The organism is Erythrobacter sp. JB1-15 (assembly GCF_057365035.1).
The window spans coordinates 1,655,614-1,669,189 of record NZ_CP200295.1 but is presented as its reverse complement, the minus strand read 5'-3'; the positions used below and the strand labels follow the sequence as shown (position 1 = coordinate 1,669,189).

The 13,576-nt window shown below is 57.9% G+C and carries 13 protein-coding genes and 1 pseudogene; 10 read left to right on the top strand and 4 right to left on the bottom strand.

The window, feature by feature from the left end:
• Window positions 1-4: 4 nt before the first annotated feature.
• Both lptG and AC0V6L_RS08090 read left to right on the top strand, forming a co-directional pair.
• A complete protein-coding gene (gene lptG, locus AC0V6L_RS08095) occupies window positions 5-1,102 on the top strand; it encodes an LPS export ABC transporter permease LptG (protein WP_486153782.1) in 1,098 nt (365 codons plus the stop codon).
• Window positions 1,099-1,617 carry a GNAT family N-acetyltransferase gene (locus AC0V6L_RS08090; RefSeq protein ID WP_486153781.1) on the top strand — a complete coding sequence of 173 codons (519 nt, stop codon included), beginning with the start codon at window positions 1,099-1,101 and terminating at the stop codon, window positions 1,615-1,617. The genes lptG and AC0V6L_RS08090 overlap by 4 nt, the downstream gene beginning before the upstream one ends.
• Here AC0V6L_RS08090 and AC0V6L_RS08085 read toward each other — a convergent pair.
• The gene (locus AC0V6L_RS08085; protein ID WP_486155076.1) at window positions 1,614-2,714 is read right to left on the bottom strand and encodes a fatty acid desaturase family protein; all 1,101 of its coding nucleotides are present in this window, start codon (window positions 2,712-2,714) and stop codon (window positions 1,614-1,616) included. The genes AC0V6L_RS08090 and AC0V6L_RS08085 overlap by 4 nt on opposite strands.
• A 150-nt stretch (window positions 2,715-2,864) precedes the next feature.
• On the opposite strand from AC0V6L_RS08085, the gene AC0V6L_RS08080 reads away from it, so the two are divergent.
• Window positions 2,865-4,025 (top strand): N-acetyltransferase, encoded by a 1,161-nt coding sequence (locus tag AC0V6L_RS08080; protein ID WP_486153780.1) that lies wholly within the window; start codon window positions 2,865-2,867, stop codon window positions 4,023-4,025.
• Between the two features lie 281 nt (window positions 4,026-4,306).
• The gene (locus AC0V6L_RS08075) at window positions 4,307-5,101 is read left to right on the top strand and encodes a response regulator (RefSeq protein WP_486153779.1); all 795 of its coding nucleotides are present in this window, start codon (window positions 4,307-4,309) and stop codon (window positions 5,099-5,101) included.
• A 3-nt stretch (window positions 5,102-5,104) separates the two neighbouring features.
• On the opposite strand, the gene AC0V6L_RS08070 is transcribed toward AC0V6L_RS08075, so the two are convergent.
• Entirely contained in the window at window positions 5,105-6,823 is a 1,719-nt protein-coding gene (locus AC0V6L_RS08070) for a CHASE domain-containing protein (protein ID WP_486153778.1), read from the bottom strand.
• A gap of 201 nt (window positions 6,824-7,024) precedes the next feature.
• On the opposite strand from AC0V6L_RS08070, the gene AC0V6L_RS08065 reads away from it, so the two are divergent.
• Both AC0V6L_RS08065 and AC0V6L_RS08060 read left to right on the top strand, forming a co-directional pair.
• A complete protein-coding gene (locus AC0V6L_RS08065) occupies window positions 7,025-7,237 on the top strand; it encodes a NepR family anti-sigma factor (RefSeq protein ID WP_486153777.1) in 213 nt (70 codons plus the stop codon).
• An 86-nt stretch (window positions 7,238-7,323) separates the two neighbouring features.
• Window positions 7,324-7,881 carry a sigma-70 family RNA polymerase sigma factor gene (locus AC0V6L_RS08060; RefSeq protein ID WP_486151575.1) on the top strand — a complete coding sequence of 186 codons (558 nt, stop codon included), beginning with the start codon at window positions 7,324-7,326 and terminating at the stop codon, window positions 7,879-7,881.
• A 29-nt stretch (window positions 7,882-7,910) separates the two neighbouring features.
• Here the strand turns inward: AC0V6L_RS08060 and AC0V6L_RS08055 are convergent, their stop codons facing one another.
• A complete protein-coding gene (locus AC0V6L_RS08055; protein ID WP_486153776.1) occupies window positions 7,911-9,188 on the bottom strand; it encodes a dicarboxylate/amino acid:cation symporter in 1,278 nt (425 codons plus the stop codon).
• A gap of 120 nt (window positions 9,189-9,308) precedes the next feature.
• Here AC0V6L_RS08055 and glmM point away from each other — a divergent pair, with 120 nt between their 5' ends.
• The 4 genes and pseudogenes from glmM (at window position 9,309) to AC0V6L_RS08035 (ending at window position 12,630) form a co-directional block, all read left to right on the top strand.
• A complete protein-coding gene (glmM, locus tag AC0V6L_RS08050; protein ID WP_486153775.1) occupies window positions 9,309-10,649 on the top strand; it encodes a phosphoglucosamine mutase in 1,341 nt (446 codons plus the stop codon).
• 15 nt (window positions 10,650-10,664) lie between these two features.
• On the top strand, window positions 10,665-10,889 hold the full coding sequence (locus tag AC0V6L_RS08045; RefSeq protein WP_486153774.1) for a DUF1272 domain-containing protein: 225 nt from the start codon (window positions 10,665-10,667) through the stop codon (window positions 10,887-10,889).
• A gap of 27 nt (window positions 10,890-10,916) precedes the next feature.
• Window positions 10,917-11,725, top strand: a pseudogene (thiD, locus tag AC0V6L_RS08040) (bifunctional hydroxymethylpyrimidine kinase/phosphomethylpyrimidine kinase).
• Window positions 11,722-12,630, top strand: a complete 909-nt coding sequence (locus AC0V6L_RS08035) for an acyl-CoA desaturase (protein WP_486153773.1) — start codon at window positions 11,722-11,724, stop codon at window positions 12,628-12,630. Before thiD ends, AC0V6L_RS08035 begins: the two are co-directional and overlap by 4 nt.
• Here the strand turns inward: AC0V6L_RS08035 and AC0V6L_RS08030 are convergent.
• Complete coding sequence (locus tag AC0V6L_RS08030) at window positions 12,627-13,511, bottom strand: LOG family protein (protein ID WP_486153772.1); 885 nt, start codon at window positions 13,509-13,511, stop codon at window positions 12,627-12,629. The genes AC0V6L_RS08035 and AC0V6L_RS08030 overlap by 4 nt on opposite strands.
• Window positions 13,512-13,576: the final 65 nt, after the last annotated feature.

The following is a 13,576-nucleotide window of genomic DNA, read 5'->3' as shown; positions in this document are numbered from 1 at the left end:
GTCCATGCAGCTTGATTTCTTCCCCTCGCGCACTTTGACGCTTTACCTGGCAAAGATGTTCGTCATCCGGATTCTGGCTGTGCTGGTGATGCTGGTGCTCGTTCTGCTGGCGCTCGATCTGCTGGGCAATACCGGCGATATCCTTGCGCCCGAAGGCAATGGCCAGGCGGAAATCCTCAAATATGCGAGCCTGCGCGCCCCGCAGCTTGTTGCGCGCTTTCTGCCTTATTCGGTGCTGCTGGCGACGCTGATTACGCTGGTGACATTGAACCAGAACAGCGAAGTGGTCGCCATGAAAGCGGCCGGTTTGTCCGCGCATCAGGTGCTTTCGCCGCTGCTTTTGACAGCTGCATTGATCGCGGTGTTGAGTTTCGCTTTTAACGAACGCGTGGTCACTAGAGCCAATGCGACGCTTAAAGTGTGGGACGCGGCTGATTATGGCCCGATCCCCGAAGAAACGGGCACACGCGCGAACATATACCTTACAGATGGGACCAATATTCTGGCCGCCGCAACGCTGAGCGGAACAGGCGAGCAGATCAAGCTTAACCAGGTCACCTGGTATGCCCGAATGCCCGGCGGCATCATTCGCGAACAGGTGCGCGCTCAAACCGCGACCTATGCAGCGCCCGGTTGGCGGTTGACAGGTCCGGTGCGCTTTGATGTCGCCAGCGCCGAAACGCAAGAATTGGATGATCTGGTCGTGGGAGAAATGCTCACGCCTGATCAGATTGATCTGCAATCGATTGATCCCGATGCGCAGGGGTTCTTTGAACTGGGCGAAACGATTGATGCGTTCGAGGCCGTCGGGCGGCGCACATCGGAAATGCGCGCCAAATGGTGGCACCGGATTTCAGGGCCTTTATCGGCATTTTTGATGCCATTGCTGGGATCAATTGCGGCGTTCGGCCTTGCCCGATCGGGCCAGCTGTTTGTCCGCGCGATAATTGGCATGGCGCTGGGCTTTGCCTATTTCGTGGTCGATAATGCGGCGCTCGCTATGGGCAGCTTTGGGGGATATCCGCCATTTCTGGCCGCATGGGCCCCGTTCCTGCTGTTCTTTCTGGTGGGCGAAACCGTGCTTATCAGGACCGAGGAATGACGCGGTGGTCCTTGCGGCTTGCGCGGCCTGATGATGCCGATGCCATGCCCGCAATTGAACGCGCTGCCGCCAGCCTGTTTGCAGGCGACCCCGATCTTGGCGCGCTTGATCCCAATGACACATGGATGCCCGATGAGCTGCGCAAACTGATCGCCAAAGGGCATTGCCTCGCCGCGCATGTAGGCGATCAGATGGCAGGGTTTTTGGTGAGCCAGCCGTTCCGGCGCGAGCTCCATGTCTGGGAAATGGATGTCCATCCGCAATTCCAGCGCCGCGGCATTGGCGCAGGCCTGATGCGCGCCTGTATGATTGATGCACGCAATTCAGGGTTCAAAGCCGTTACCCTAACAACCTTTCGCGATCTGGAGTGGAATGCGCCGTTTTATGAAAGGCTGGGTTTTGAAGAAGTGACCGCGCTGGATGCACACCCCCGGCTTGCAGGGGAATTGGCGAATGAGGTGGATGATGGCCTGCCCGCCCATCGCCGCTGCGCGATGATCCGGTTCCTGGACTAAGCGGGCGGCGTGCCGGCGCCCATCGTGCTTTTAGCAATCCGGCCCACAAGGTTCAGCAGGCCGGGATGGTTTGCCCCGTCATAGGTTGACCCAGCGCCCAGCGCCGCTTTCAATCGCCGATGCGCCTCTGGCAAATCGTGATAGGGCATGGAAGGCATCAGGTGATGCAGCGCGTGATAGCGCAGCCCCACAGGTGCCCAAATTTCCGCCACAGGTCCGGGCGGCGGCACATTGACGCTGTCCAAGAATTGGGCAGTAACCGTCATCGGTTCGCCTTCATTTTCCCACAAATGCGCAACCAGCGTGCGCAATTGGTTGAGAACAGCAGTGGCGGAGAAGATGGCCAAAGCTATGGCCAAGGGTTCCCACCCGATCACCAGCGGGCTGGCCAGCACAGCAATTGCCCAAATACTTGCTGCCGCTTCCTGCCAGCGCACCCGTTTGGCAAAATCGCCCGTGGGCGGCTTGCGGCGAAATTCCGGATTGATCGAGAGCGCAGAAAAACGCTCCCACGTGAATGTGCGCACGGCCGGGATCACCAATCCAACGGGCACCAGCACAGCATATCGCACAATCAGCGCCGCCGGCGCGAGCAGCGCGACCAGCACAAACAGCGGCAGGCTCCACGGTTTCATCAAAGCCAGCGGCAGATATTCAGGATCTTCAATCGTGCCGTATTGCGTGCGTTTGTGATGGATGGTGTGGACGCCTTCATACATGAAACTGGGCGTCAGCATCGGAATGCCGAGCAGCGCATTCCACGCTGTGCGAAAACCGGGCAGCGCATCGCGGTGGATATGGGTGAGCTCATGGATGAACATCAGCGCGCGATACAGCGCCAGCGATGCAATCACTCCAGCGGCAACCGATACCGCGATGTTTCCTGACAAAATGGCAGTCGCAATTCCGGCATAGCCGATGCCAGCGGAAATCAGCATGTCAGGCCAGTAATAGGCCCCGCGCGCTTCGCCCAGATCCTTGGTCAGATCGCGCGCGGCGCGCAGCATGTCCTTGTCATCGCGTGTCTGAAAATCAGCACGCTTGGCCCGCGGCAGATCGCGAGCCATGATAGCAGGGTCAGAGACGGGTTCGTGCATGTTCATAATAGCGGTTCGTTTCGGGGGCTTTACTGCAATTTCAGCGCAATCACCAAATTCGTTATGTTGGCAAGAGTGATCGAGTGGCTTGCTTGTACGGCGTGAGCAGGACAGACACGCATCTATCACTATCAATACGAGGCGAGTGGTTTGGAAGACGCGCAGATAAGAATTGAGCCGGTTGAGGGCAAGGCTGGCCGCGCCCGATTTGTCGATGTGGGCCGCGCATTTGCCGCGAAAGTGCCCCATTCGGTCCCGCAATTGCGCAGCGAACAGCTTGAACTGGTGGACCCATCCAAAAACCCTCTTTTCGGTCATGCCAAGGCGCAATTGTTTATCGCCATGCGCGGCGGAGAGGCGGTGGGGCGCATATCGGCACAAATCGATGAACTCGCGCTGACAATGCCTGCAGACAAAGGGTTTGGTCCCGGCACAGGCATGTTCGGATATTTCGATGCGGCGAGCGAAGCGATTGGCATTAAGCTAATGGAAGCGGCAGAAAACTGGCTGCGCGCGCAGGGCATGACTCGCGCATTGGGGCCGATAAGCATGGCCATGTGGGAAGAGCCGGGCCTGCTGGTGAAAGGTCACGATCATCCCCCGATGATTATGATGGGACACCACCCCGCCCATTACGAAGGGTGGATAACAGGCAACGGATATGCGCCTTTCCAAACGCTTTACACCTATGATCTGGATATCACGGGCGATTTTTCCCCGCTGATCCAGCGGATCGTGAAATCAGGCCACCGCAATGACCGCATCACCATCCGCCGGGTCGATAAATCGCAATGGGACAGGGATGCAGGGATAGTGCTCGACATCCTCAACGATGCCTGGTCGGATAATTGGGGTTTTGTCCCATTTACGCCCGAAGAAGTGGCCTATGCGGGCAAGAAACTGAAACCCATCATCAAGGAAGAGCTTAACATGATCGCCGAGGTGGATGGCCGCCCGGTGGCTTTTATGCTGACCTTTCCCGACATCAATGACGCGCTGAACCGCATCAATGGCAAGCTGTTCCCGCTGGGCTGGTTCCACATGCTGCGCTGGCTGCGCCGTCCGATGAATGCCGGAATGCGAGTACCTTTGATGGGAGTGCTGAAGGAATTTCAGAACTCGCGCATGGCCGGCCAGCTTGCCTTTATGATGATCGATGCCATCCGCGTTCAGGCGCATGGCAAATACGGCTCAACGCGCGGAGAGCTTGGCTGGGTGCTCAAAGACAATCAGGGCATGCTGGCGATTGCCGATACGATCAACAGCACTGTCAATCGCGAATATGTGATCTACGAAAAATCGCTCGGTTGAGTGTTCGGGTATGGCGCAAAATCCAAAAAGGCCTCCACTCGGCGGAGTGGAGGCCTTTCGGGATCGTATCACCAGCCGCTTGGACGGGAGGGGGTCTCGGCGGTGATATTGTCTAAATGCACGGCGAAAAAACGGGTTCCCGCCTGACGAAATTTTTTTCTTAAACCTATCGAAATCGGATGAAATTTGCGTCTGCCGCTTGTTTTGCTCGGGTTTGGAGCTAACAGATTGCCAAGGGCGCACGAGCCCTGGATGTGTGCGCCATTCTTAGGAGAGACCCCATGTCGCTTGGTCAGCAAATCGCCGCCAACCTTCCCTTTCTTCGGCGATATGCCCGCGCCCTTACTGGCTCACAAAGCACAGGCGATGCATTCGTGCAGGCCACACTCGAAGCGGCCTTGGCTGATAGTGATCTGAAGGCTTCTCTCGATGGTGGACGGATCCCGCTCTATGCCGCGTTCAACAAGGTCTGGTCGAGCGCCTATCTCGATGTGCCTGACAAAGGCGATATTTCAAGCGAACACGAAGCGAGCGCGCAAAACCGGCTCGGCGCCATCACTCCGCTTAACCGGCAAGCGCTGTTGCTAACGACGTTGGAAGATTTCTCGCCAGCGCAGGCCGCGCTGATCATGGATGTGTCGCCCGAGCAGGTTGAGGCTCTGGTTGCCGAAGCTGTCAGCGAAATTGACCGAGAACAGTCCACCAGCGTTCTGATTATTGAGGACGAGCCGCTGATTTCCATGCAGCTTGAAGATCTGGTGTCCTCGCTTGGCCATGAAGTGTTCGGCACGGCAGCCACCCGAACGCAAGCGGTTGAGCTGTTGGGCGATAAAACTCCCGGACTGGTTCTGGCTGACATTCAATTGGCTGATGGGTCGTCCGGGCTGGATGCCGTGGATGATATTCTGGCGATCACCGATGTGCCGATCATCTTCATCACCGCCTATCCCGAACGCTTGCTGACAGGCGACCGGCCTGAACCGACCTATCTGGTGACCAAGCCGTTCGAGGAAAAAACTGTGCGCGCAGCCATCAGTCAGTCGCTGTTTTTCCGATCTAGCAAGCCGCTCGCGTAAAAGTCAGCTTTCATCGCGAATTTTGAACGCACCGCGTTCGCGCACAGGCACGCGCATAAAACAGCGCACGCCTTCGGGCTCAAATCTGAGATCGACAGGGTTTTTCAGTTCGTGTGCGATGATCTTTTCGATCAATTCGGTGCCAAAGCCGCGCTGGCGCTCCTGCGCAACAGGCGGACCGCCGCGTTCGCACCATTCCACTTCTGCCAAATCACCTGCCACCAGCCACCACGACACGCTGACTTTGCCTTCCGCAACGCTCAGCGCGCCATATTTGGCGGCATTGGTGGCCAGTTCGTGGATTGCCAGGCCAAAGGATAAAGCATCATTCGGGGCCAGTTCCACATCCGGCCCGGACACTTCAACATTGTGATAGCCGGTCGCGATAAACTGTTTGAGCTCTGCATCGACCACTGCGTCTATCGGCGTGGTTCCCCAATCGGTGCCAGTAAGCAGATCGTGAGTGGCAGACAGCGCGCGGATGCGGCCTTCAAAACTGTGCGTGAACTCGTCAAGATCGCTCGCGCGCCGGCGCGTCAGCGACAGGATCGACAAGACATTGGCCAGCGTGTTCTTGACCCGGTGATTAAGCTCACGCGTCAATGTGTTGCGGATCGAGTTTTGCTCCTCGAAAAAGGCCAGACGTGATTGGTCTTCATAGGCCTGCTGAGTAAGCAGCCGGGCAAGCAGCATCAGCAGCCCCGCCATGGACAGCCCGAACACCAGAGTTAGCATCGACAAAGGCGCCAGCGTTGAGGAACGCTTGGATTCGACCACCAACTGCATTTCGCGATTGGCAAAGGAAACGGGGATTTCCACCCGGTCAGCTCCCACCCCTTCCAATGATCGCGCCACGAGCAAGTGAGCGGTGCCCCTACCGCCATCATACAGACGAACACCGTATTGGTCAGGCTCTGCCCGCTGGATCGCAGCATCCAGAAAATGCCCTGCATCAAAAGGGGTGAAGACAAAGCCTGCCAATGTAACTTCGTTGTTGGGTGTCGCCGGATCTTCCCTGAACACAGGCATGAAGATCACAAAACCCGGCGCTTCGCCAGCATCCGATTGCGCGAGATCAATACGGCCTGATGCGGTGGGCAAGGCTGTGCCGAACGCTTCTTCCATCGCGTGGAAGCGAACGGGATCGGAATACATATCAAATCCCAGCTTTTCGCGATTGGCGGCTGAATTGGGCGAAAAAAATGTGATCGGCGCAAGCCCCACTTCGTCCGCATAAAGCAGCTCGGAACGCACCCCTTCAAAATCAGGCTGTTGCTGGCGCACACGCTGTTCGAAATCGGCAATTTCATCGGGCGCAATCACTTCGGCCCATCCGATGCCTTCGGCTCCGCGATACGTCATATCAAGGCGCAATTCGGTCACAAATTGAAGAAAGTCCTGCGGTCCGAGATCCTTACGCGAAGTAAGCAGTGCTGCGCCTGCACGCAGATATGCCGAAAAACTCGATCCCCTGCGTTCCAGAGCAGAACCAATGGTTTGCGCATAAGCGTCAAGCTGCGCCTTATCACGCGCGCGGGCATTGCTTTCGACCGCAAAAACGCTGAGCGCGGTGATTGCGCAAACCGCAAGGAAAATGGCCAATGGTATGGCGCGCGGATACCCGATCAGCCAGCGGCGCGCGCGGCTGATTGTGCCAACTGCCGTCTGCGGCGCGGCTTCACTGACCCCTTCCAAAATGGCAGTGTGTGTTAGTCCGCCCATTTGGGTCTCTTTATTTCAGTCCCACAACTCAATTCGATTTGCTCAATTCAATTTGAATGTGACCACGGAACCAAAAACGAACAGCTTCGTTCCCAAACAGTAGCAATAATCGCCGAGAAAATCTGCGCCTCAGAAATAGCTTTGTGCGTTTCCAATTGGTGGTATCTCGGCGGAAAACCTGAATTAAGTTAGAAAACACCTATGCGGTCCGACAAGCAATCTTCAACGCAATCGAAAAGCGCGCCAGCGCGATCGGAAAAATCGCGCGATCCGGAATGGGCGGCGGGACTGAAGCAATTATACGATTCCGTAGTCGATGAAGAATTGCCCGATACGTTCAAGGATTTGCTCGCAGAACTCGACAGTCAACCGGCCGATGATAGCTCGGGTTCCAACAATGGTTCTGCCCGGTGAGCAATGCCGCCGATAGCGCTGAAAAACCCGCGCCCAAACCCAAGCCGAAACGCACTGCGAGCGAAAAGGCCGACTTCAAACGCGAGTTGACCGAGGTTGTCCCGCATCTACGCGCCTTTGCCCGCGGTCTGTGCGGCCGCCCGGATATGGCCGATGATCTGGTGCAGGAAGCTTTGCTCAAAGCATGGGCAGCGCAAGACCGTTTTGAACCGGGCACATCCATGCGCGCATGGACATTTGTGATCCTGCGCAATGCATACCTTACCGATATGCGCCGCAATCGGTTTCGCGGCGAATACGATGAGGGCGTGGCTGAACGCATTTTGACAGCACCGGCTGGCCAGGAAGAACCACTTCATTTGTCCGATATGCACCGCGCATTGTTAACTCTTCCGCCCGAACGGCGTGAGGCGTTGCTGCTGGTGGGCGCAGGCGGTTTTTCTTATGAGGAGGCTGCCAAAATCTGCGATTGCGCGGTCGGCACGATCAAAAGCCGGGTGGGCCGCGCCCGCGCCACGCTCAATTCCATGCTAGCAGATGGCGATATTCCGCAGCGATCAACCAAGGATGCAACCGCGCACCGCGCGATCCTTGAAGAATTGGACAATGTCGCAGCGGGCGGCGGTCAGACCCCGGTAAAGTAGCCCCCTGGCGCGGCATCACCGCCCAGCCGTTATTCCTGCGCGCGGTCCACCGCGCTTGTCACGGCCAGGTTCATCGTCACATTACCCAGCGTGCGCATAATATCGGGTAGCATTTCCACCGCCACCAGCAGCACAAGTGGTTCAATCGGCACGCCCATCGCCAATGCAATCGGCCCGATTGAGACGACAAAGCTGATCGATCCGGGCAGGCTGACAGACCCCACGCTGATTATCACCGCGACCAATATGCCCACCAGCACAAGGCCAAACGGCACCGTGATCCCTGTAAGCTGCGCCACATACAGCGCGACTGCCAAATTCATCGCCACACTGGTCGCGCGAAAGATCGCCACGGCGAGCGGCAGAACAAACTCCGCCGTGCTGGGCCGCAATCCCAGACGGTTCGCGCTGTCGAGCATGGCGGGCAGGCTGGCGAGCGAACTTTGCGTGGAAACCGCCACGGCCTGCGCAGGCAGGATTGCGCGGGCAAATCGCACAGGTCCAATCCCGCCAAGAACCGCCGCCAAAACATAAGCAAGCACCAGAATGAACCCGCCCATGGCAGATACCACCACGATGTAGTGCGCCAAGGCCGCAAACGCGCCCTCACCGCTGCGCAAACCCACTCCAAAAGCGAGCGCTGCCACCCCGATGGGCGCGGCCCACAAAACCCAGCCGATAATCATCAGCATCGCATTAGCGAGCGCATGGAAAAATCCGGTCAGCAGTTCCCCCTGCGCTTTGGGCAGGCGCGCAATGGCAATGGCCAGCAGGGCAAAAAACACCGTGAGCGGCAGCATTGCGGTTTCTGCCGCCGCTGCCACGATATTGGGCGCGACCAATGATTTCAAAAACTCCAGCGCGCCGGGCACTTCTTGTGCATCGCCGGACCCATCCGCGATAAAAAACGCGGCATCTTTGGGGATCGTGAACACATCCAGCAGCAAAGGCAGCGCCGCAGCGGTGAACAAACCGCCCGCAATCGCCACGCCCAGCACCAGCGCCAAAAACCGCCGGGCCGCTTTGCCAGCGCTCGCCGCCTCGATCATCTGCGTGAGGCCCAGCACCAGCAGGCTGGCGACCAGCGGAATAATTGTCATCTGCAAAGCGCGCAGCCACAAGGTGCCAGCCACTCCAATCAGATCGGTCAGCCACCCGGCCAATTGCGCACCCGAAAGCCCAACGCCGGCCGCCAAACCTGCAATCAGCGCGAGAAAAGTCGCGAGCACAGGCAGCTTGATCGTGACCAGCTCAAAGCGCTGAGCTGCATTGTGCGGCAGATCTGCCGGCGCGCGCTTATCTGTCATTCGTGTCACACCTTTTAGCAATGGGCACACCGCAATTGCCCTTCCCTTTGTGCGATAACCGCGCCAGAGGTAGCTGACAATCTCAGCGCATATTTCGCCCAGCAGGAGGGCCTTTTTCGAATGACACGCAAGTTCTTTGGCACAGACGGCATCAGGGGCCGCACCAATGATGGCGTAATGACGGCGACCACAGCGATGCGCATTGGTCAGGCGGCAGGCAATTACTTTATGCGCGGGCGGCACCGCCACCGGGTGGTGATCGGCAAGGATACCCGCCTGTCCGGTTATATGATGGAAAGCGCGCTGGTCGCAGGGTTCACGAGCGTGGGCATGGACGTGATTATGACCGGCCCGCTTCCCACCCCTGCCATTGCGCTACTCACGCGGGAAATGCGCGCGGATCTGGGCGTGATGATTTCGGCCAGTCACAATCTTTATGCCGATAACGGGATCAAACTGTTTGGCCCGGATGGGTTCAAATTGTCGGATGAAGCAGAGCTGGAAATTGAGCGCCTGTTCGAAGCGGACAATCCGACTCTTGCCCCGCCCGAAGGCATTGGCCGTGCGCGCCGGATCGAGGATTCGCGCGGGCGGTATATCCACGCTGTCAAACAGTCCCTGTCGAGCGAAACGCGCTTTGATGGCCTCAAGGTCGTGGTCGATTGCGCGCATGGCGCTGCCTATCAGGTTGCGCCTTCTGCGATCTGGGAATTGGGGGCAGAAGTTATCACTTTGGGCGTCTCTCCCAATGGCACCAATATCAATGACGGGGTCGGCTCCACCTCAATCGAGGCGTTGCAGGCCAAAGTCGTTGAGGAAAGCGCCGACGTTGGCATTGCGCTTGATGGCGATGCGGACCGATTGATCGTGGTCGATGAAAAGGGCCGCAAGGTTGATGGCGACCAGATCATGGCGCTGATCGCGACGCGAATGCAGGAAAAGGAAATGCTGCGCGGCGGCGGCGTGGTTGCAACTGTGATGTCAAACCTTGGGCTGGAACGCTATCTGGGCAGCATTGACCTAACGCTTGAGCGCACCAAGGTCGGCGATCGCTATGTGCTCGAACGGATGAAATCGGGCGGGTTCAATGTCGGCGGGGAACAATCGGGCCATATGATCCTGCTCGATCATGCAACGACAGGCGATGGCACCGTTGCCGCCTTGCGCATTATCGCCAGCCTGGTGCGCACGGACAAACCGGCAAGCGAAATCCTGCACCTGTTCGACCCGGTTCCGCAATTGCTCAAAAATGTGCGGTACAAAGGCGGAAAACCGCTTGAAGATGACGCAGTCAAAACGGTGATCGCGGCAGCCGAAAAAGAATTGGAAGGCAAAGGCCGCCTCGTCATCCGCCCATCTGGGACAGAGCCTGTCATCCGCGTTATGGCTGAAGGCGATGATCCTGCCCAGGTTGAGGCCGTGGTGGACCGCATCTGCGACGCAGTGCGCGCCGCGGCGTAAGGATGAGCGCCGACCATGCTTGACATGCGCCCCGATTGCGAAGGCTGCGGCGCCGATCTGCCCGCAGAAGCGCCGGGCGCGTTTATCTGCTCGTTTGAGTGCACGTTCTGCGCTGAATGCGCGGAAAAATCGGACGACATCTGCCCCAATTGCGGCGGCGAATTGATGGACCGCCCCACCCGCGCCAAAAAGCTGCACGCCAAGTACCCGCCCTCAGCCAAGCGGATGTTCGCATCATGAGCGCCCAAGCATGATCGGCCCCTGCCAATGACCACCAAAGCGCCTCCACGTATTTTGACGATAGCCGGGTCCGATGCCAGCGGCGGAGCAGGCATTCAGGCCGATATCAAAACAATCACCATGCTTGGCGGCTATGCCATGAGCGCGATCACCACGGTTACCGCGCAAAATAGCGTGGGCGTGCAGGCCATTGCCCCGATGTCCGGCGATGTCGTCGCGCAGCAGATCACCAGCGTCATCAGCGATATGGGCGTTGATGCGATCAAGATCGGGATGCTGCACGATGCCGAGATTATTGCTGCAACCGCTGAAGCTTTGCGCGGTATTGATGACGCTGTGCCGATCGTCCTCGATCCGGTCATGGTCGCGACATCAGGCGCAGCTTTGATTGCGGACCCGGCGATTGAATTGCTCCGCGATACTCTGTTCCCGATCGCAACGCTGATCACGCCCAACCTGCCGGAATTGGAGCATCTGATGCGCCGCACTTTGCGCACCACCGCTTTGGTGGAGGAAGCCGCAGGCGAATTGGCGCAAACGCATGGCTGCGCGGTCCTCGCCAAAGGGGGCACACCGACGATGCGCAGATCATCGACACGCTGGTGTTTGAACCGGGCAAGTTTGAGCGGTACTCCCACGCCCGCATCGACACGCCTCACACTCACGGCACTGGCTGCACCCTGTCATCCGCCATCGCAACCCTGATGGCGCACGGCCAACCGCTCGATCACGCGGTCGCCTTGGCGCGCAATTTCGTGGTGCAAGCAATCAAATCCGCCCCCGGATTTGGCGCAGGCGGCGGCCCACTCGGCCATCACGCAGTGCGCAAATTATGATGGAGCCTGTGCTCAGGGTTGATGGCCGCAAGGCTGATCCGTGCGCTGGCATTGTGAAACTGGATTGGGGGAAATCCGCGTGGAACGGAACGATGTTGGCCGGCACAATCGCCGCTCTGTTTTTCGCGACCTGGCAAAGCGTTTTGCTGTTTCTGGCGCTTACATACTCAACTCTGCTGATCGGTCACAGCGTCGGCATGCACCGGATGATGATCCACCGCACATTCAAAGCGCCCCGGTGGTTTGCGCGGCTGCTTATCTATTTAGGCACACTGGTCGGCGTGGCGGGTCCGTTTGGCATCATTCGCATCCACGATATTCGCGATTGGGCACAGCGAGAGGCGCAGTGCCACGATTACTTCGCTCATCGCCGGGCACTGCTGGCTGATCTGGCGTGGAACCTGTTTTTTAAATTCGAATTTCAAAAGCCCCCGGATGTGACTCTCGAAGCCGCAATGGCCGATGACAAGTTCTACCGGTTTCTGGATAAGACATGGCGCTGGCATCAATTGCCTTTGGCAGGGATCCTCTATGCAGCAGGAGGCTTGCCGTTTGTTCTATGGGGCATTTGCGCGCGCGTTTTTGTCAGCGCTGCGGGCCATTGGACGATCACCTATTTTTGCCACAACCCGCAATTGCGAAAACGCCCTGGCCGCTGGATCGTTAGGGATGCGGGGATACAGGCTTCCAATCTAACCGGCCTTGGTATCCTGACCTATGGCGAATGCTGGCACAACAATCATCACGCCTTTCCCGAAAGCGCGCGCATTGGATTGGAACGAGGGCAAAGCGATCCGGGATGGTGGGTCATCCGCGCTCTACAATCAGCGGGCCTGGCCTATGATGTCAGCCTGCCGCGCGCCTTTTCAAAGCGTGAGGATTTGCTGGAACGCAATTCGTCCTAACGCTCCAACTCATAAAAGTCTGCGATATGCGCCCACGCCTCATCAGCTGTTTCGCACCAGTGGAACAGGTCCAGATCCTTTTTCGAGATCGTCCCTTCCTCCGCAATCGCTTCAAAATTGACGACGCGTTCCCAGAAATCCTTGCCGAACAGCAGGATCGGAATGGGTTTCATCTTGCCGGTTTGGATAAGAGTGAGAAGTTCGAAAAATTCATCGAATGTCCCAAATCCGCCAGGGAACACCGCGACAGCGCGCGCGCGCAGGAGGAAATGCATTTTGCGCAGCGCGAAATAGTGGAAGTTCAAACTTAGATATGGCGTCACATAGGAATTGGGGGCCTGTTCATGCGGCAGGATGATGTTGAGCCCGATGGATTCCGCGCCTGCCTCGCTTGCGCCGCGATTGCCCGCTTCCATAATCGATGGGCCGCCGCCCGTGGTGACGACAAACTGGCGTTTGCCTTCTTCGATGATCGCTTTTTCAGATACCAGCCGGGCAAGCTTATGCGCTTCTGCGTAATACTTCGCTTTGTCCGCCAGCCTTTGGGCGACTTTCTGTTCGTATTCATCACCGTCTTTGGCAGCGTCGATTTTCGCCTGCGCTTCTTCGGGTGACGGGATGCGGGCAGAACCATACATCACCATGGTCGAGCCCACGCGCGCCTCATCCAGCAGCATTTCAGGCTTTAACAATTCCAGCTGAAAACGCACCGGGCGCAGTTCATCGCGCAGCATGAAGTCATGATCTCGAAAGGCAAGCTTATAAGCGGGATGCTCCGTTTGCGGAGTGCTTTTGGGCGCGCCTTCGACGAATTCGGTTTCTTCCCCGGCGCGGTAGAATTTGCGGTCAGTGAGGTCGTGATCATTGTGTTTATCAGTCATGCCGCCTGCCCTAGTCGCGGCGCGCGAAAGCGGCAAGCATGCGTTGCATGCTCGCATCTGCTGGC

Excerpts from the sequence above, each read along its gene's own strand:
- lptG (WP_486153782.1), top strand. The coding sequence starts at position 5 with ATGCAGCTTGATTTCTTCCCCTCGCGCACTTTGACGCTTTACCTGGCA.
- AC0V6L_RS08090 (WP_486153781.1), top strand. The coding sequence starts at position 1,099 with ATGACGCGGTGGTCCTTGCGGCTTGCGCGGCCTGATGATGCCGATGCC.
- AC0V6L_RS08085 (WP_486155076.1), bottom strand. The coding sequence starts at position 2,714 with ATGCACGAACCCGTCTCTGACCCTGCTATCATGGCTCGCGATCTGCCG.
- AC0V6L_RS08075 (WP_486153779.1), top strand. The coding sequence starts at position 4,307 with ATGTCGCTTGGTCAGCAAATCGCCGCCAACCTTCCCTTTCTTCGGCGA.
- AC0V6L_RS08070 (WP_486153778.1), bottom strand. The coding sequence starts at position 6,823 with ATGGGCGGACTAACACACACTGCCATTTTGGAAGGGGTCAGTGAAGCC.
- AC0V6L_RS08065 (WP_486153777.1), top strand. The coding sequence starts at position 7,025 with ATGCGGTCCGACAAGCAATCTTCAACGCAATCGAAAAGCGCGCCAGCG.
- AC0V6L_RS08055 (WP_486153776.1), bottom strand. The coding sequence starts at position 9,188 with ATGACAGATAAGCGCGCGCCGGCAGATCTGCCGCACAATGCAGCTCAG.
- glmM (WP_486153775.1), top strand. The coding sequence starts at position 9,309 with ATGACACGCAAGTTCTTTGGCACAGACGGCATCAGGGGCCGCACCAAT.
- AC0V6L_RS08045 (WP_486153774.1), top strand. The coding sequence starts at position 10,665 with ATGCTTGACATGCGCCCCGATTGCGAAGGCTGCGGCGCCGATCTGCCC.
- AC0V6L_RS08035 (WP_486153773.1), top strand. The coding sequence starts at position 11,722 with ATGATGGAGCCTGTGCTCAGGGTTGATGGCCGCAAGGCTGATCCGTGC.
- AC0V6L_RS08030 (WP_486153772.1), bottom strand. The coding sequence starts at position 13,511 with ATGACTGATAAACACAATGATCACGACCTCACTGACCGCAAATTCTAC.